This is a genomic window from Carnimonas nigrificans ATCC BAA-78 (assembly GCF_000526695.1).
Classification (GTDB): domain Bacteria; phylum Pseudomonadota; class Gammaproteobacteria; order Pseudomonadales; family Halomonadaceae; genus Carnimonas; species Carnimonas nigrificans.
Genome location: NZ_JAGO01000004.1, coordinates 1 through 17,230 on the forward strand (window position 1 = coordinate 1; position 17,230 = coordinate 17,230).

Genomic DNA, 17,230 nt, shown 5'->3' on the forward strand with positions numbered 1-17,230 from the left:
TCATCCATGTATCCAAATCCATGAGACCATCCTGTCGAAGACGTAAATGAAGCCGGCTTAGGACTTGTTCGAAAGTACCATCATCACGCCACTGGCGGAATCGCTGGTATACCGTCTTCCAGGAGCCAAATCGTTCGGGCAGGTCCCGCCATTGTGCTCCCGAACAGAGAATCCAGAAGATGCCATTAAGCATCAGGCGGTCATCTCGCCGTGGACGCCCCATTTTCTGTGGGGGAGAAACTATATCGGCAATCATATCCCATTGATGATCAGGTACCGCGTAACGTTCCACCATCAGGCCATCTCCTTTCGTCAACAGCGAAAGGCTAACATGTATGACTTTTCAGACAGAACCTAAGCATCATTCAGTAGAGCCTTTATGCAATAAGTAAAAGTCTGGGTACAAACATTAGATGACCGATAAAATAGCTTCCCGTCGCTTATTAAAGCGTTCGACCAATACTCCTCCCCCGCTCTGGTTACTCGCGATGATCACCCTGGGTGGGACGCTGGCAATTCATATGTTTGTGCCCGCACTTTCGAGTGTCTCCGACGAGTTTCGTGGCAGCTCTGGCCTTACCCCATTAACGTTGAGTGCATACATTATCGGGTTGGCCTTTGCACAGATTACCTATGGCCCGCTGGCCGATAACTTTGGCCGCCGCCCGGTACTTGTTATCGGGATGGCACTCTTTACGCTGGCGAGTATCGTGGCCTTTTTTGCCCCTGTTATCGAAATTCTTATTGGCGCACGCTTTTTTGAAGCGCTGGGGGGCGGCGCAGGATTGGTGCTGGGTCGCGCGCTGGTTCAGGATAATTATCATGGTCAGGAAGCTGCCAAAAAACTCTCCCTGATGAACCTGATGGTGATGATGGGGCCTGGTCTGTCACCTCTTATCGGCTCCGCTCTTGTCACGGTAACGGGGTGGCGCTCCATCTTCCTGCTCTTAAGTCTGCTGGGGCTGACGAATCTGATTCTTGTCCTGAAACGTTTACCGCCTGATGGATCAACGAACGGCCGGTCTTTTAAAGAGGTCACCCACCATTATTTACAGTTATGGGTCTCCCGCAGCTTTCTCGGCTATGCCATCGGCGGTGGTTTCGCTACCACGGCTCTTTACGCTTATATTGGCTCCGCCCCTTTTATATTCATTAATCAGCTAGGCAGCTCGCCCTCGAAAGTGGGCCTGTTTCTGGCCTTGAATATTTTAGGCGCATGGCTGGGAGCATTAACCGCTAGCCGTTTGGCCGGGCGCACGTCGATTAGACATGCGTTGATCCTGGGGAATCTTATTAGCTGTGTTAGCGCTCTCGTATTCCTGCTTTTAATTGTAGGAAATGCGCTCTCGGTGGCAGCGGTGCTCTCCTGCATGCTGGTGTTTAGCTATGGCGCCGGTATTGCGTCGCCCATGGCGCTCTCAGAAGCGATGAGCCTGGCACCGAAGGCCGCGGCATCCGCCTCGGGGCTTTATGGCTTCCTCCAAATGGTCATCGGTGCGCTGTGCGCCTCGCTGAGTGGCATTGGCGCGAACCATGCGTTATCTACCGCGATCGTGCTGTTGGCGGCTGGAGTGATTGCGCAATCTTCTTTCTGGATCGCTCAGCGCGGTACTCGCCAGCCGGAGGACGATTATGAGGGCTGCCAGGTAGCGGATTAGCCCGCCCAGCAAAGCCCCCTGCCAAGCTGTGCGCCATCCATTTAGTCGCGCTGGCGCTTGAGTTCATCCAGCAATACCGTAAACGCCGCAGAATGGCCTTTACGGTTAGGGTAATAGAGGTAATAGCCCGGGAACTGCTCGCACCAGTCGCCAAGGATGCGCACCAGCTTGCCTTCTGCCAGAAACGGGGTTGCCTGCTCTTCCAGAACGTAAGCAATTCCCAGCCCATCGACGGCCGCTTTAAGCATCAGTTGGGCATTATTGAAGGTTAATTGACCATCAACATGAACCTGCATGCTGCGGCCATTGTGATCGAACTCCCAGGCGTATAGCCCGTGCTGCGGTAAACGCAGATTGATACAGCAGTGCTCGGTTAACTGCTCGGGCATAGCGGGCGGTGGATGCTGGGAAAAATAGCCGGGCGATGCCACCACCGCCATTCTCATAGGGGGGCCTAACGGTAGGGCCACCATTCCTGGGCTAATGCTTTCCCTCGGCCTGATACCGGCATCAAAGCCTTCGGCGGCGATATCGGTCAGGCCGTAATCAATCGCTACTTCCACTTTTATATCAGGATAGCTGGGCAGAATACGCTGCAATACCGGCCACAGTATGGTTTCCGCTGCATGTTCAGTCGCCGTTAGGCGAATCCTCCCCGCTGGAGTTTCACGCAGATCACTCAATGCCTCCATCTGTTGGGTAATTTCATCAAGCCGTGGGCCGACCACTTCCAACAGTTTTTCTCCGGCCTGCGTCACCGAGACGCTGCGCGTCGTGCGGATGAACAAGCTAACGCCGAGGCGATGCTCTAGTTTGCGAATTGACTGACTCAAGGCAGACTGGGAAATGCGCAGTTGCTCGGCAGCCCTAGTAAAATTGCCAGCGCGCGCTACCGCGACAAAGGCAGCCAGACTATCCAGTTTTTGCATACCAATTGATAAGCCTTGCTTATAATTTATTGAAGTATCTGGCGGTTAATTTTATTGGTTTTAGTCTCTAAAGTGAACGTTAACCTCATTATGGAGAACACCATGAAGATTAAGCGCGTAGGCTCAATTGCATCCGTACCAGGGCCAAAAGAGTGGTTCACGGGAACCGTAAGAATCGATGCACACTTCGCACCTCCGGAACCTTCACGTGTATCCACTGCCGCTGTTACTTTCGAACCCTCTGCACGCACGGCATGGCATACCCATCCCGTCGGTCAGACACTCATCGTGACCGCTGGGCATGGCTGGGCACAGAAAGAAGGGGAAGCGATACAGGATATCTACCCGGGCGATATCATCTATTTTGAGCCGGAAGAAAAACATTGGCATGGCGCTGCACCTGATACTGCCATGACCCACGTCACTATTCAGGAAGAGCAAAATGGCTCCCCCGTTACCTGGATGGAACAGGTGTCCGACGAACAGTATCGCAAATAGCAGCGACTCCTGCCCAACACACACCGTTGCGGCCCTGACCTGACCCGATGCACAAGCCCCGCTCATCCTGCTGTCCACTTCGGCGGGCTCGGGGCTTGTGCTCTTTACCTTCCTTCCTGAATATGCGAATCGCTCCAAGCGCCATCATTGATGCTTTCGGAACGCTTCACTTCGTTAGTCGAGCGCCTGCTGCCGCTCAAGTTGAATACGAATACAGTTATGGTTTTCCACAACCCGGTATTCGAGCTGCCACCCCATGAAATCGCAGATACGGGTGACAATGGCAAGGCCAAGCCCCATGCCATCCTGATGGAGATTGGCCTCCCCGCGCGTAAAGGGGGCCAGCATATGGGCGAAGACATCCGCCCCCATCAGAGGCGCTTCATCCTGTACCTCAATGCTCCCAGAAGAGAGGCGCACGATCACCGTCCCGCGATTGCTGTAGGCGATTGAGTTTCGCAGCAGATTACTTAAGACAATGGTGACAAAAGTAACAGGGTAGCGCTCGGCAGGCTGCGCAGCGCCTTCCAGCCTGATGGTCCCCGGCGGCAGGGCCGTGTGCTGTTCAAGCTGAGCGATAACGTTCGTCACAATCACATCCAGTGGCTCCTGCGCTAGCTGCCGGTGAGGCTCTTGCTGCTCTCGCGCCATGACCAGAAACGCATTGACCAGTGCTTCCATTTGCGCGCTGGCATTGGCGATACGCTTCACCACCCGCCTTTGACTGGAGGGCAGCTCCGCTGCCAGCAACAGCTCACTAGCCCCCTGTATCACCATCAGTGGGCTTCTGAGTTCATGGCTCACGCCGCCGGTAAAGGCACGTTCCCGCGCCAGCAGCGTCAGAATCTCCTGGGTCGTGCGATCAAAGGCGGAAGCGAGCTGGCCTACTTCATCATTGGAGTAGCGCGTTGCCAGAATCTCCTGCTCTGTCGAGTATTGGAGACGACGAATATCCTCGGTCAGGCGCATCAGCGGATGAATGGCGATTCGCACCAGCCAGCGGCCAATCAATAGTCCGGCAAAGGCACAGATGGCCCAGCAAATGAACAGCGCCAGATAGATATGTTGCTGACGCCAGCCCAGGGCGTCACTGCGCTGCACCAGAATATAGCGCTGACCATCCACGTGTTCGGTAAGTGCATACCAATCACTGTCTGCGTGGCTGATGCGGTTGAAGCCATCCTTCGCGTCGCTCAACCACGCGGGTACTCCTGAGCCATCCTCTTCTTCTGCATAAAACCTGGAAGCGTAGGCTGTATCAATGGGGAGATCGCGACGGCGCTGATGAATCAGTACCTCCAGGGTATGGCCCAGATTAAGCTGGGCCGTTTCCGACTCGATGTAATGAATGCTGTAGACGGTGCCGAAGGAAAAAATGGTGGCAACCAACAGGCACATGGTAAATACCGCCCATTCGATCCTGCGTGTTAGCCGCTTTTTATAATAAGGAGCGCTCATGCCAGACTACATCTCATCGGTCAGTCGATACCCCTGCCCTCTCAAGGTATGCAGTAACGGTCGGCTGAAGGGCTTGTCAATGGCATTGCGCAGGTTATAGATGTGAGTACGCAGGCTATCGCTGTCCGGCATATCCTCTCCCCACAAATGCTCTTCAATGGTTTGTCGGCTGACGATATGGGGGCTTTTACGCATCAATAGCGTCAATATGGTTAACTCGGCGTTCTTGATATGCAGCGGCTGGCCTTCGCGAGTCACCACCAGCGTATCCAGATCAAGCGTTAGGTCGGCCACTTGCAAACGACGCGCAACCGCCCCGCTGGAGCGTTTCAATACAACCTCAATACGCGCCGCCAGCTCTTCCAGCGCGAATGGCTTGATCAGATAATCATCAGCGCCACTGTCAAAACCGAGCAGGCGATCATCCAGCGCATCACGCGCCGTCAGCATGATGATGGGTGTCGTGCTCTGCCACTCGTTACGCAGCTTGCTCGCGACGCTATAGCCGGAAAGCCCAGGTAACATCAAATCCAGCAGAATCAGATCGAACGATTGCGTGGTCGCCAATTCAAGCCCTAGCGTGCCGCTATGGGCAGCATCGACCGTATAGCCCCGCAGTTCCAGGTAGTCGATCAGGTTGGCCCGGATATCCGGATTATCTTCAATGACCAGGAGTCTCATGATGTCAGGCAGTACCGGTTAATTTACGGTGGGAAGGCTTCAAATCCATAATGTCAGAGCCAGCACCAGCGGTATAGCGATTACCAGCGCAATACTGATGTTCTCCCAGACTTTATCGTATTTTGAAGCCGCTGCTGTGGAAGGGATATAGTCGTGATGACCAGGAATAGAGCATTTATACATGGTGGACACCTCAATGCGGAAACGTGGCAGTTACCCGACGATGCCCTCCATTAATACAAACACCGTGTCAATTTTTCGTTAATCGAGAGAAGTCGCCCGCCATATAAAAGAGCCTGCTGCTGATACTACCTTCTGACCTTGCTTCAAACCTTGCCTTCGAGCTGCGCTAGCCGTGACGTAGCGCGGTTACCAGCCGCTCAAGACGCCAGCGAACATCCTCGCTCAGCGACTCGTTATCGCCATACGCACGCTCACCGTTCAGCGTCGCCTCGATAATATCGTCGTGGCGATCGCCCATCAGGCCGTTAATGGCCGCCATGAACCGCGACATCCGCGTTGCCACCTCGTTGTCAGGATAAAGGGTGCGGAAGGTGTCGTAATAGGCGACCTGCTGGCTCACCACCTTGCGGGTATCGTGAAAGCGCTGACCATCCAGCACAAGTGACTCAATGGAGGGCGCAAGGCTTTGGAAACAGCGCTGCCGGTAGTCGCAAATGGCCGTGGCGCTATCGAGCTGCTGGTGGATGATGTTACGCCGCATCAACGCCCAAACCGGTGGCAGCAATAGCTGCCGCATCGTGCGGATATTGCGTTTCAACTCAGCCTGATGACCACCGCGAAACGCATCCTGCAATTTGCCCATCGTCACCGTGGTGCAGTGCAGCAGCCCGCCACCCTTGTGATTTTTGCTGAACAGCCGCTGCGCAAAACGCAGATGCTTGAATTTGGCCCGTATTGATTTGAATCGCCGCCGCTCAGCAACCGTCAGATCGCCGTGCTGCTTCAATGCGTCCACCAGCGCCAGCAATGCACCACGCGATACCCCGTCGATCCAGAGCTGCACACACAGCGAGTAACACTGGTGAATCTGCTTGTCATCGGCACACAGCAAGGCACCACGCTCAGGTAATGACACCTGATCCTCAACCACATCATCCACTTCAATGGCGTCGAATAACCGCTCAAGCGTATGCGGCGGAAAGTGTTGCCAGCGGGACTCGCCACTCATCAAAGACTCCCTGGGCTACAAATAAACCCTACATAAACCACAAACAAACTACACATAAGCTACATATAAACGACAAAGCGGCCGCATGTATCTTCCTTCGGACATAAATGAAGTCACGTAGTTCGCTCACTTCTGATGAGCATCAGATTACGGATATAGATCAATAGCCCGGAAGCCTGCCCAAAAATAAAGACCGGGTCGTGGCGGTATATGGCATAACTCAGCAGCACTATTCCGCCAGCAATGCTAAATAGCCAAAAACTCACCGGCACTACACTGCGCCTGGCTCGTTCGCTGGCGATCCATTGCAGGACAAATCGGCATGAAAAGAGCAACTGCCCCAGGAACCCAACGCCAAGCCACAACGCGCTAACAGACATACACGCCTATTGGCTGAATCCGCCTCTGGCTCATTGTCTATTGCTCTTGAGTATTCGGGTGACTGACTCACCTACCGGCAGTTGAGCGGTCGGAAGTTTGCTGCGGTGGGTCAGCCACATCACACCAAACAGATCAATGATTCCCGCCCATAGCCGGTTATTCAGCCCGTAATGGGAGCACCCGGAGCGGCGAGAGCGATCATTGACAGGGCACGAGATACAGATGCCCCCTTGTCCTTGAATAAGGGCCGGAAGATAGCGGTGCATATGGTCAAAATAGGGTAAACGCAGGAAGGCACTACGCCTGAATACCTTGGTTCCACATCCGGTGTCAGGCGTGTTGTCTTTTAGCAGCGCGGCCCGAACAGTATTGGCGATTTTTGAAGAAAAGCGCTTGAACGCTGTATCACGGCGATCAATACGATGACCGGCCACCATGTCTACATCCTTCTCGCCCCCCAGCCGGAGCATGCCCGGAATGTCCGCCGGATCATTCTGACCATCGCCGTCCAGGGTCGCCAGCCACTGCCCTCTGGCCTGCTGTGCAGCTACCCAAATGGCCGTGCTTTGGCCGGCGGAGACCTCATGGCGGATCAGGCGCACGCAAGGATGCGTCGATGAATACCTCGTCAATACTTCATACGTGTTATCACATGACCCATCATCAACCACGATAACTTCATAAAATAGCTGATGTAATGCTATTTCCACTTCATCCAGCAGCGCGGTGAGATTATTTTCTTCATCCTTGGCAGGAATCAGCACAGAGATTATGGGAGCAGACATACGACACCATTTTCACAAAATAAAAATAGATCTTTAGGCTTCAGAAAGCTGCGTTCTGGCCCTTGTAATTTATCTACGTTCATACTCATTCAATGTGGCCTTCTAATATCCAGCGTGGATGGTCAACTACCGCACTGTTAGGCACCAGAATGAGTATTCTGCCCTTATAGGGAAACTGTTTTACTTCCGGATAATTCAATATATCGGAAGTAAAATCCTGTAAATCTCCTCCTATCCAGCCATGAGGGTACTGAATGGCAAAGTGATGAATGGACGAGGGCTTTCCATCAAGCAACACAAGGGGATAGTGCAAACGGCCATTGAATTGGAAAGTTGCCTGATAATGACCATCGGCATAAGCGACGGGAAGCCCCTGTTGTTGCAAAGTTGCAATTTCATGACTCACTGGAGAAACATCATAGCGTCCGCCTGAATTGGCGATGGTTATTTTTCCACACAATACCAGACTGATATTAATGATGGCTGCTATGGCACATAGTCTTGTATATAAACCAGACCTGTTACACATCCACAGGAACACGCCTGACAGAATAAAAACGATTACTACCGATAAATGAACGGGCACTACATCGGTAGCTTTTATAGGGATAATTCCTTGCCAAAGAAGGCCGCTTGCCACTGCCAGGAATAAGAACACAATAGCCAATCTGCGCGTATCAAAAGCACGTATGCCTGCCTCTCCCGCTAATGGGCGACAATGCCGGAGGCGAGGCGTAGACAGCTCCCCATCAAGGCCATTTATTTTCCCAGCCTGACCAGCCGAGGGCTGGCATTAACGGCATCATGTAATGCACCTGCTTACCGCTGATAAGGGAAAAAACGAGAAAAGGCGGGAGCAGCCACCAAAAGAGCAGGGATTTACAGCTACTGCGGTTCAAGCGAACCCACTGTTCGGCCCATAGAACCCAGGGAGCGGCAAATATCGGCAGCCAGCTACAGTACCACCAGAGAGGGCGCGCATGAGCGGCATTATCGCCATGCATTCGGTCAACTGTCTGTCCCCATAAAAGGCTCTGGGCAAATTCGTGACCACCTGCCCATGCAGCAGATAATGCCCATGTCATTAAAATAGCGATACTCATTAATATAGCGAGTATGCCCCCTACAATGTCCCTTCTTCCCAATGGCTCCCTACGCCACACGCCTGCTGTTACAAGGAGAGGAACAAAGGCCATTAATCCCACCGGCCCTTTGGTCAACATCGCCATGCCAAGCCAAATGCCGCTAATCAATGCCCTGCGGAAAGTAAATGTTCCTGGTCTGGTGAGTGGTTCAATAGCGCCCAGCACACAAGCGCTTAACAACACATCGAACATCACTAGACTGCTATAGAGTGACCATAATGGAAGTGACAGTAATACCAGTTGGCTCAATTGCGCTATCGGTGTTGAATATCCTAGACCACGCGCAATTCTATAAAGTTGTGTCAGGGCAAGAAGTGACGCCAACGGCGATATCAGGCGCGGCCATATATCATTGACCCCAAAAACATACCAGCCAAGCTCCATCAGCCAGAACAGCAATGGCGGTTTATCCGAGTAGGGGGCACCATTCATGAGCGGCACCCACTGGGAATGGTTCAGCCACATATCCCATGCGACTGAGACATAACGAGTACCATCAGTAGGAAGGAAGGGAAGAGAAACAGCACTTGCCGTAATCAATACCCAAATAAAAACAGTAGTGGCAGAGATGATATTGAAAGACTTGAACATCTCTATAAAAGCACCACCCAAAGAGAGGCTCACACGCCGATCAGGAGCATTACAGTAATCAGTAGCACTCTCAGAATGGTCACGCATGCTACGTCCTCGAATCACACAGTATAACCGAGCAGGTTAGGGTGAGAGGTACAGTAGCGAAGGGAATGTCAATTCAATGTTAAAAACATCCTCAAAAAACAGGCATGCATTATTCAATCATCATGGATATTCCAGCTAAAAATCGAATACTTAAGTGAAAGCATGGACAGTAGCAACTATCTTCAGGTTCAGATCTGACGAGAAATTGAACTTATTCACGTTAATTAATACAAGACCGATAAATCCGCTTATCTAAAAAAGCTGCTGTTATCATGATCGCTCAGCGCAAAGCGGTGAATCGCCTCAAGCGCTCTCGCGACAACATCGTCATAGGCTGCACGCGCATCGAGATCAATGATACGCGCCCCGTTGTAATGCAACCGGGACATCACCAAGATCTTTTCCTGCAACTCTTCAGCATCATGATCGGGTTTGCGCGCGCTGGCGGTTTCCAGATCAATATCAAGACGAATAATCAGGCTGGGCTGAATCTTCTCAAGCTGCTGATAAATCCGATGCTCACGCTCCGCCATACGGCGCTTCCAGCCCGGCGAAACACGCTGAATACCGATGCCAGGGCCATCAAACCGAAAGCCTTCGATCTGCGACTGCGGATAGCGATCAGCAATCACCAGCGTGCCACTTTCAGCAAGACGACACACTTTGCGCAGATTACCGGCGCGCCATTTGGAAAAGCCGTACATCACCAGCACCGCAAGCCAGGAAGGCTGCCGCGTGCGGAGGTTTTGCACCTTGGCGGTCTTGGCGGCCAAACGCCGCTCCAGCCAGGTGCCGATCAGCGGCAATTTCTTGATCTTGTCGCCCGACTCACCGGAAACCAGCCCCAAGTAACGCCACTCGGTGGGGCGCTCCTGCTGCAAGCGCGCCACCAGATCGTGGGTCAGAGTAGACTTCCCCGTACCATCGCACCCCACTACCGCCACCAGCCCGTTTATCACTGTGCAATGGTCAGTCATCTGTCGTGGTCGCAAAGAGGATTCCTCAGGCACGGTAGTAGCGCCAGCCAAGGCAGAAACAGTTTTATCAGTCATAGGCGTGGAGAAGCAGCCAGCTCGCTATTCGGGGAGAAGGAAACTGCCCTGAGTTCAACTGCACCTTCGATGCCGTTGTCACTTTTGTATGCAGCTCGATATTGATGGGTCTACTCCCGAATGAATGGTTGGAGGCTGTTTCCATTGTCAGCGGCTCGATTAACCAGAGGCGATAATTATCCGACAAGAGCGCCACATTAATACAAAACCCGTGTCAATTCTTCGTTAATCGAGACCAATGATCGGCTCTCTAAAGATGCCTGCGTGCGGCAACTGCCAGCTCTTGCGGTGTAATGGCACCCTCAACCCTGATGCCCCATGGATGGACAACGAGCACAATACCTTCCAGATAATCGGGAGAAAACTGCGTGTCGGCAAAATGCTGCGCCATGTAGGCAAGACATTCACTATGGGTAAACAGTACCTTAGCGCCAGAGCTACTTTCCGCCACGGTTTGCAGAAACCGTTCGAACGAAGGTTGGCTGCACGAGGAAGAGCCAAGCGGTGGGGATACCTTGATAGAGGCGCCTTCACTGAACCCTTGGGCACTTTGCCTGGTTCTCAGCGTATCGCTTGAAAATGTCCGGTAAGGCGGAGGCGCCACCACCCTCCACGCCGTTCCCATCGCAGCGGCCTGCTGCGCCCCACGCACGGTAATTCCCTGAGCGCTATTTAGGCATTCATGACTGGAACGATCGCAGCGCTCGGCATGTCGCACCATCACCATAACATGATCGCCATTCTCTTCATTCAGCAGATTCACAAGATGCTCCGGCGTCAGGTGCGGCAATCTATTCGCCGAGATAACCCCGCCAATAACTCCTCCCGCAGTGATGAACACCATCACTACCAGCACCAGTAACAGCGGATAATAATTAACCAAACGGGCCAGACGAAAGCGCGCAACAGACAATATAAACATGCAACTCAATCAGCGGAGAGAACTTCAAACCTCAGTCGCTGGCATGATGTGTGGTCGCACGTTAAATCCGGGTGAAGGGGCAATTGGGGAGAAGCGAACCAGAAATGAACCGGGGGAAGCGCAGAATAGTGGCATCGCTATAGCCACGGGCATGATTCGCTTTAGACGAATGTCATGCATGACCCGCCTTATATGCTCCCTTTATTCTATGCAGGTGGGATGTTGAGTAGCGTTCGCGCGTTTCTTTACAAGAAAACTGGTTGCCTTTATCGCCTGAAGCCAATCAAGCCGCGCAAGGCATATTAGACAGATAGCCCGCCAATCCTGATGAAGAATTACCCAGAGTTAGATGGAGCACACGCATGAAGATGGATGCGCCTACTGGAGCGGCAAATCTGCGTCTACAGCAGCATGCTACCCGTGCGGCTTTTTTTATTCCCGGCTGGATCGTGGCCGCCTGGGCGCCCCTGGTGCCCTATGCCAAGTCGCGCACGGGCCTGGACGACGCCTCTTTTGGGCTGGCAATTCTTTGTCTGGGGCTAGGCTCCATCATAACGATGCCGCTGGCGGGTGCGCTCGCGGCCAAACGAGGCTGCCGTATCGTCATGTTGGCGGCGGTGGTGGTGATGGCGCTGACCTTGCCGCTATTAACGATAGTCTCCAGCTTTACGACGTTGTGCCTCACTCTTTTATGTTTTGGCGCAGGCATGGGGGCAATGGACTGCGTGATGAACCTACAGGCGGTGGTCGTTGAGAAGCGCTCATCCCGCCCCGTGATGTCAGGGTTTCATGCATTTTTCAGTCTGGGCGGTTTATGCGGAGCCATTGCAGCGACACTGATGCTGAGTGCATCTCTGGGCATATTGGCGATGAGTTTTGTATGTGTCGCCATCGCTATAATCGTTACCGTCGGCTCTTCATCTCACTGGCTTCGTGAACATGCCGAAAGTGGCGGCGCTTTTATCGCCTTCCCTCGCGGCATCGTGATTCTGCTTGGCGTGGTGTGCTTCATTGCCTTCCTCTCTGAAGGAGCGATGCTCGACTGGAGCGCCATTTATATCCATGAAATTCGCCATATTGACGCCACTCATGCGGGATGGGGATTTGTCGCCTTCAATCTTGCCATGACATTTTGCCGTGTTGTGGGAGATAGACTGGTGGCGGCACTCGGGCGCCGAACTACCCTGATTGTAGGCGGAGTGGCCGCCAGCGGGGGATTGATGCTGGCGCTGACCCTGCCCTCGTTTCAGCTATCGCTGGTGGGCTACGTGCTGCTCGGGCTCGGGTGCGCCAACATGGTGCCGGTGATGTTTTCCATGATCGGTCAGCAGCACCGCATGCCCGAAAGCGTCGCGGTGCCTGCCGTAACGAGCCTTGGATACGCAGGCGTCCTGGCTGGGCCGGCGCTCATCGGCTTTATCGCGCAATTGACGTCGTTACCCCTTGCCCTGGCAATCGTCGCAGTCGCACTGCTGGTCGCCACTGCCCTGGGGGTTGGAATTCAGATGCACCTCGCGAGGGGAGAGCGCTAACGTCGCCATGCAAAGGCTTCGAAAGAGAAGCTTTCAACCACGGGGAAGAGCTTCTTACCCCCAAACTTAACGCCGTGAGGGCCGCGGCGATAACGTCAACGCCAACATCCGGTTCGTATCAGCTTCGACGAAGCTGCGTTATGATGATTCTCACGGGTTGCCCAACCAACAGTCAATGATAGGGACTGGGAGCTTATCCGCCCCTATCAGAGTTTGAACCTCTCCAGAACCTTCAAAAAGTTACACGGACAAAGAATTAGGGAGCAAATTCATGAACGTGATTGGCCTCATTGGTGGAATGAGTTGGGAGAGTTCTGCTGAGTACTACCGTATTTTAAATCAGGGAGTTAGAGATAGAAAAGGCCCGACAGTATCCGCACGTTGTTTGCTTTGGTCTTTTGATTTTTCAGAAATCGAAGCTCTCCAGAATCAAGGGGACTGGGATACATTAACGTTCAAGATGACTCAAGCTGCAAAAGCGCTGGAGTCTGGTGGAGCAGATGTCTTACTGATTTGCACAAATACCATGCATCGAATGGCAGATGATATTCAGGCCGCAATCGGCATTCCTTTGCTTCATATCGCAGATTCTACTGCTGAGAAAATTCAAGAGTCGGGTATTACTACGATTGGATTGCTGGGTACCGCTTTCACAATGGAGCAGACTTTCTACAAAAATAGATTAGTAGAAAAATATGGGTTGAATGTGCTTACCCCCGATGAAAATGATCGCGCAGAAGTACATCGTATTATATATGAAGAATTGGTATCTGGGATAACTACAGAAGAATCCAGGAAAATCTATCGGGATGTAATAGCCCGACTGATAGAAAGGGGAGCGCAAGGCATCATATTGGGATGTACTGAAATTATGCTATTGGTTAAAATAGAAGACAGTACTGTTCCCCTTTTCGACACAACCACTATTCATGCACAGGCAGCGGTAAAACTTGCCTTGGAAGATTCTTCAAGAGAATAAACCTTCTGATGGTCACCACCTAATAGCCATCTGTGTTCGTTTTCTGTAGAACACTGAGCCAATAATCTGCCACGGGGAAGAGCTTTCTGCCCCCCAAACTTAACGCCGTGGGGTATTACGCCAGAGCATAACCCCGCGGCCCCATAAGGGCCGCGGCAATAACGTCAAGGGAAAATAACGGCGCTCATTCAGACAACCGATTGCTGCTCTTCCAACGCCTGAGCAACCAGGTGAACATCGTCGGTTGCCGTTAACTCCACGAACGCTATACCTGCACTGGTGACTGCCTGACGTTTAATCGCATCTCTCTGTCGGTAATTGCCCTGATAATGTCCCGCCCCCTGAAACTCAACGACTGCAACAGGCATCCCTCTGCCATTGATAATCATAAAGTCAGAACGCTTGCTATTAACCGCCATATAAGCCGCTCTATCCCGGTTGGAGAGATAAGCCCCCATCGCTACTTGCGGAAATACTCGATAGCGCGGATAACGCTGGTATAAAAAGTCGGTTAACGCACAGTAAAGCTTGTACTCCGACTTGTTCATTAACGGTTTAGAACCAAAAGGCTGCCCCTGAATATCTACCTGTTGCTGGGTAGCCACCTGCTCAGGTGTGCGCCTGCGAGGCGTTTTTGACGGTCTTTTGGATTTTGATGACCGAACAACAAAAAAGACGATAACAAGGGCTACAACCGCCAAAACTTCAATCATTGAATACATTTCATGTATATCCGATATAGGGGGAATCTGCATGTTTCTCCTTCGCTCAGCTAGCCATAGCTGAAAGTATTATTGAAGCCGATAATGGAATATGACAGCGACTTATTCCCTTCGGCACTACGTAAATTGGCTCCCCCAAAAAAACAAAAATTGGCTCTTTATCATGGGTCCATATAAGCCCACGATTGCTCTGTCATATTTTATATCCTGGGCTCAGGAGCCATGGTCCATTTGTCTGAATCCTCTTTTACCGAGTAAGGAATCACCCGATGTCGAAATCTGATTTCAACCAGTCCCTGAGTGGCAACTCAATGCCGCGTTTTGGTGGCCCTGCGACGATGATGCGCCTTCCTGCTCATCCCAATGCTAAAGAGCTGGATGCTTGCTTTGTAGGAATTCCCATGGATATCGGCACGTCCAATAGGCCGGGAACACGTCTTGGCCCACGCCAGATTCGTGATGAAAGCCGCATGATTCGCCCTTATAACATGGCGACAGGTGCGGCTCCGTTCGATCACATGCAGGTTGCCGATATTGGGGACGTACCGATCAATACGTTCGACCTCAAAAAATCCATCCATATTATCGAACACTTTTATGATGAGGTGCTGGCCCAGGATACGATTCCACTCACTCTGGGCGGCGATCATACCTTGACCTGGCCGATTCTGCGCGCCATGCGCAAAAAACATGGGCCTGTTGCCTTGATTCATGTCGATGCTCACTCTGACACCAATGAAGACATGTTTGGTGAGACGGTGGCGCACGGTTGCCCCTTCCGCCGCGCATGGGAAGATGACTGCCTTATCAATGATCGTGTCACCCAGATAGGGGTAAGAACCACAGGCTATGCAGCCGATGATTTCGACTGGGGACGTCAGAAAGGCTGGCGGGTTGTGCAGGCGGAAGAGTGCTGGTTCAAGTCACTTGCTCCTTTGATGGAAGAAGTGCGTGCCCGTGTCGGCGATGCTCCCGTCTATTTAAGTTTCGATATTGATAGCCTTGACCCAGCGTTTGCTCCTGGTACAGGAACGGCTGAGCCAGGCGGTCTCTCTACCTGGCAAGCCTATGAAATTGTGCGTGGGTGTGCAGGGTTGAACATTGTCGGCTGTGATTTGGTGGAAGTCTCTCCGCCCTATGATCCTTCCGGCAATACAGCGCTTATTGCTGCCAATCTCTTATATGAAATGCTGTGTGTTGTCTCCGAAAATAAAAAATAAGCGGGAGTAACCCCATGTCGTCCCTTTTATCAGCAGAGAAGGCAAAAAGGCCCCGGCTTAAATTCGGTATGCTATCTCTGCTCGGCGCCTTTATTTATCTTTGTCCAGTACCCACGGAGCAGAGCTTTACCATTCCTTTCGGAATGGCGCTCGATTGGTTTAACGCTCCCGACTGGCCAATAGTGAGTCTGATCCTAGTGACTGTCACAATAATATCGGCGGTGCTGACCACAGTGATGTCCATAGCAAAACTGGGGCCACGGGAAGGCTTTATCGCAGAGACTTTCCGTGTTTCACCATTATGGGTAATCCTGAGGGTGCTGGGGGCGACCTTCTGTATTCTCTATTTTACCGGTGCGGGACCTGAAATGGTCACAGCACAGGCCACCGGCGGGACAGTGATCGGCTTTTTGGTCCAGAACCTGCTGGCACTGTTTCTGCTGGCTTCCCTGACCCTGCCACTCTTGACCAACTATGGATTAATGGAATTTGTAGGAGTCTTCACCTCGGGAATATTCAAGCGGTTATTCCATTTGCCTGGGCGTGCGGCGATAGGTGGCATGGCCTCCTGGCTCGGCTCGGCCCCTGTTGGCGCAATGATGACCGTACAGCAATATAACAATGGTTTCTTTACCCAGCGCGAAGCCGTAACGGTCGCCACGACATTTGCTGTCGCGTCTGTGCCATTTTGTTATGTCATCGCTCAAATTGTAGGGCTGGAAAGTGTATTCCTCAGCTTTTACGCATCAATAGTATTCATTGGCGTGGTATGCGCAATAATTTTGCCCCGTATTCCGCCTCTTAGCTGTTTTTCCAACACTTATAAACCCGGTACAAACGAGTCTCCAACGGGACTTATTCGACCCGATGAATCCATGTTTCAGGCCGGCGTCAGGCTCGGCGTTGCTCGCGCTGAAACATCAGGAGGCATGAGTGATTTTGCCAAGGCAAGTATTCGTAACCTGATAGATACCTGGTTTGGCCTGATTCCAGCCACGCTGGCGATCGCCATGATTTCAGTGATGGTGGCTGAATATACGCCTGTGTTTAACTGGTTATCCTTTCCCTTTGCATCACTCCTTGAATGGCTCAACGTAGCTGATGCACAAAAGGCGGCTCCAGGGATGATCGTTGGCTTCGCCGACATGTACCTTCCTTCTCTGCTCGGCACCCATATTGAAAGCCAGGAGACTCGCTTTCTCATTGGGGTGTTATCCGTATCACAGTTAATTTACATGTCTGAAGTGGGCGCCCTGCTGCTACGTTCCAATCTGGGAATAAAGCTGTGGCACCTGATTATACTCTTCCTGATTCGCACCCTTATTTCCATTCCCATCGCTATATTGCTGGCTCGGTATGTCGTCTTTTAATTCGCCCTTTAAAACCAATGGAGAGACT

18 protein-coding genes are annotated in these 17,230 nt (G+C 52.2%); 6 read left to right on the forward strand and 12 right to left on the reverse strand.

The features are described from left to right. A partial coding sequence (locus tag L881_RS0100825; RefSeq protein ID WP_025731838.1) for an IS5 family transposase occupies positions 1 to 295 on the reverse strand: 295 nt, incomplete at its 3' end. Positions 296 to 413: 118 nt separating this feature from the next. On the opposite strand from L881_RS0100825, the gene L881_RS0100830 reads away from it, so the two are divergent. Further along, positions 414 to 1,658 carry a multidrug effflux MFS transporter gene (locus L881_RS0100830; RefSeq protein WP_025731839.1) on the forward strand — a complete coding sequence of 415 codons (1,245 nt, stop codon included), beginning with the start codon at positions 414 to 416 and terminating at the stop codon, positions 1,656 to 1,658. 41 nt (positions 1,659 to 1,699) lie between these two features. On the opposite strand, the gene L881_RS0100835 is transcribed toward L881_RS0100830, so the two are convergent. After that, positions 1,700 to 2,587: a LysR family transcriptional regulator gene (locus L881_RS0100835; RefSeq protein ID WP_025731840.1), complete on the reverse strand. Its 888-nt coding sequence runs from the start codon at positions 2,585 to 2,587 to the stop codon at positions 1,700 to 1,702. Between the two features lie 102 nt (positions 2,588 to 2,689). Between L881_RS0100835 and L881_RS0100840 the strand changes: the two genes are divergently transcribed. Beyond that, positions 2,690 to 3,085: a (R)-mandelonitrile lyase gene (locus tag L881_RS0100840; protein WP_025731842.1), complete on the forward strand. Its 396-nt coding sequence runs from the start codon at positions 2,690 to 2,692 to the stop codon at positions 3,083 to 3,085. A 174-nt stretch (positions 3,086 to 3,259) separates the two neighbouring features. On the opposite strand, the gene L881_RS0100845 is transcribed toward L881_RS0100840, so the two are convergent. The 9 genes from L881_RS0100845 to L881_RS0100885 form a co-directional block, all read right to left on the reverse strand. Continuing rightward, entirely contained in the window at positions 3,260 to 4,543 is a 1,284-nt protein-coding gene (locus L881_RS0100845; RefSeq protein WP_025731843.1) for a sensor histidine kinase, read from the reverse strand. 6 nt (positions 4,544 to 4,549) lie between these two features. Further along, positions 4,550 to 5,224, reverse strand: coding sequence for a response regulator transcription factor (locus L881_RS0100850; protein WP_025731844.1), 675 nt, complete (start codon positions 5,222 to 5,224; stop codon positions 4,550 to 4,552). A 349-nt stretch (positions 5,225 to 5,573) separates the two neighbouring features. After that, positions 5,574 to 6,416 carry a hypothetical protein gene (locus L881_RS0100855; protein WP_025731845.1) on the reverse strand — a complete coding sequence of 281 codons (843 nt, stop codon included), beginning with the start codon at positions 6,414 to 6,416 and terminating at the stop codon, positions 5,574 to 5,576. Between the two features lie 113 nt (positions 6,417 to 6,529). Next, positions 6,530 to 6,796: a lipid-A-disaccharide synthase N-terminal domain-containing protein gene (locus L881_RS0100860; RefSeq protein WP_025731846.1), complete on the reverse strand. Its 267-nt coding sequence runs from the start codon at positions 6,794 to 6,796 to the stop codon at positions 6,530 to 6,532. A gap of 30 nt (positions 6,797 to 6,826) precedes the next feature. Further along, positions 6,827 to 7,582, reverse strand: a complete 756-nt coding sequence (locus tag L881_RS0100865; protein WP_025731847.1) for a glycosyltransferase family 2 protein — start codon at positions 7,580 to 7,582, stop codon at positions 6,827 to 6,829. Between the two features lie 85 nt (positions 7,583 to 7,667). Next, entirely contained in the window at positions 7,668 to 8,249 is a 582-nt protein-coding gene (locus L881_RS13680; protein ID WP_156926465.1) for a hypothetical protein, read from the reverse strand. A gap of 82 nt (positions 8,250 to 8,331) precedes the next feature. After that, on the reverse strand, positions 8,332 to 9,405 hold the full coding sequence (locus L881_RS0100875; RefSeq protein WP_084055347.1) for an ArnT family glycosyltransferase: 1,074 nt from the start codon (positions 9,403 to 9,405) through the stop codon (positions 8,332 to 8,334). A gap of 248 nt (positions 9,406 to 9,653) precedes the next feature. Continuing rightward, positions 9,654 to 10,382, reverse strand: coding sequence for a nucleoside/nucleotide kinase family protein (locus L881_RS0100880; RefSeq protein ID WP_025731849.1), 729 nt, complete (start codon positions 10,380 to 10,382; stop codon positions 9,654 to 9,656). Between the two features lie 325 nt (positions 10,383 to 10,707). Then, positions 10,708 to 11,379 (reverse strand): histidine phosphatase family protein, encoded by a 672-nt coding sequence (locus L881_RS0100885; RefSeq protein WP_025731850.1) that lies wholly within the window; start codon positions 11,377 to 11,379, stop codon positions 10,708 to 10,710. 362 nt (positions 11,380 to 11,741) lie between these two features. Between L881_RS0100885 and L881_RS0100890 the strand changes: the two genes are divergently transcribed. Beyond that, on the forward strand, positions 11,742 to 12,911 hold the full coding sequence (locus L881_RS0100890; RefSeq protein ID WP_156926466.1) for an MFS transporter: 1,170 nt from the start codon (positions 11,742 to 11,744) through the stop codon (positions 12,909 to 12,911). Between the two features lie 271 nt (positions 12,912 to 13,182). Continuing rightward, a complete protein-coding gene (locus L881_RS0100895; RefSeq protein ID WP_025731852.1) occupies positions 13,183 to 13,890 on the forward strand; it encodes an aspartate/glutamate racemase family protein in 708 nt (235 codons plus the stop codon). A gap of 188 nt (positions 13,891 to 14,078) precedes the next feature. Here the strand turns inward: L881_RS0100895 and L881_RS12575 are convergent, their stop codons facing one another. Next, the gene (locus L881_RS12575; RefSeq protein WP_025731853.1) at positions 14,079 to 14,645 is read right to left on the reverse strand and encodes a DUF2726 domain-containing protein; all 567 of its coding nucleotides are present in this window, start codon (positions 14,643 to 14,645) and stop codon (positions 14,079 to 14,081) included. A 236-nt stretch (positions 14,646 to 14,881) separates the two neighbouring features. On the opposite strand from L881_RS12575, the gene speB reads away from it, so the two are divergent. Next, positions 14,882 to 15,832 (forward strand): agmatinase, encoded by a 951-nt coding sequence (gene speB / locus L881_RS0100905; protein WP_025731854.1) that lies wholly within the window; start codon positions 14,882 to 14,884, stop codon positions 15,830 to 15,832. Between the two features lie 14 nt (positions 15,833 to 15,846). After that, entirely contained in the window at positions 15,847 to 17,202 is a 1,356-nt protein-coding gene (locus tag L881_RS0100910; RefSeq protein WP_025731855.1) for a YjiH family protein, read from the forward strand. The last annotated feature ends 28 nt before the right edge of the window (positions 17,203 to 17,230 follow it).

Coding starts and splice junctions, on each gene's coding strand:
- L881_RS0100830 (WP_025731839.1), top strand. CDS start 414: ATGACCGATAAAATAGCTTCCCGTCGCTTATTAAAGCGTTCGACCAAT.
- L881_RS0100835 (WP_025731840.1), bottom strand. CDS start 2,587: ATGCAAAAACTGGATAGTCTGGCTGCCTTTGTCGCGGTAGCGCGCGCT.
- L881_RS0100840 (WP_025731842.1), top strand. CDS start 2,690: ATGAAGATTAAGCGCGTAGGCTCAATTGCATCCGTACCAGGGCCAAAA.
- L881_RS0100845 (WP_025731843.1), bottom strand. CDS start 4,543: ATGAGCGCTCCTTATTATAAAAAGCGGCTAACACGCAGGATCGAATGG.
- L881_RS0100850 (WP_025731844.1), bottom strand. CDS start 5,224: ATGAGACTCCTGGTCATTGAAGATAATCCGGATATCCGGGCCAACCTG.
- L881_RS0100855 (WP_025731845.1), bottom strand. CDS start 6,416: ATGAGTGGCGAGTCCCGCTGGCAACACTTTCCGCCGCATACGCTTGAG.
- L881_RS0100860 (WP_025731846.1), bottom strand. CDS start 6,796: ATGTCTGTTAGCGCGTTGTGGCTTGGCGTTGGGTTCCTGGGGCAGTTG.
- L881_RS0100865 (WP_025731847.1), bottom strand. CDS start 7,582: ATGTCTGCTCCCATAATCTCTGTGCTGATTCCTGCCAAGGATGAAGAA.
- L881_RS0100875 (WP_084055347.1), bottom strand. CDS start 9,405: ATGCGTGACCATTCTGAGAGTGCTACTGATTACTGTAATGCTCCTGAT.
- L881_RS0100880 (WP_025731849.1), bottom strand. CDS start 10,382: ATGACTGACCATTGCACAGTGATAAACGGGCTGGTGGCGGTAGTGGGG.
- L881_RS0100885 (WP_025731850.1), bottom strand. CDS start 11,379: ATGTTTATATTGTCTGTTGCGCGCTTTCGTCTGGCCCGTTTGGTTAAT.
- L881_RS0100890 (WP_156926466.1), top strand. CDS start 11,742: ATGAAGATGGATGCGCCTACTGGAGCGGCAAATCTGCGTCTACAGCAG.
- L881_RS0100895 (WP_025731852.1), top strand. CDS start 13,183: ATGAACGTGATTGGCCTCATTGGTGGAATGAGTTGGGAGAGTTCTGCT.
- L881_RS12575 (WP_025731853.1), bottom strand. CDS start 14,645: ATGCAGATTCCCCCTATATCGGATATACATGAAATGTATTCAATGATT.
- speB (WP_025731854.1), top strand. CDS start 14,882: ATGTCGAAATCTGATTTCAACCAGTCCCTGAGTGGCAACTCAATGCCG.
- L881_RS0100910 (WP_025731855.1), top strand. CDS start 15,847: ATGTCGTCCCTTTTATCAGCAGAGAAGGCAAAAAGGCCCCGGCTTAAA.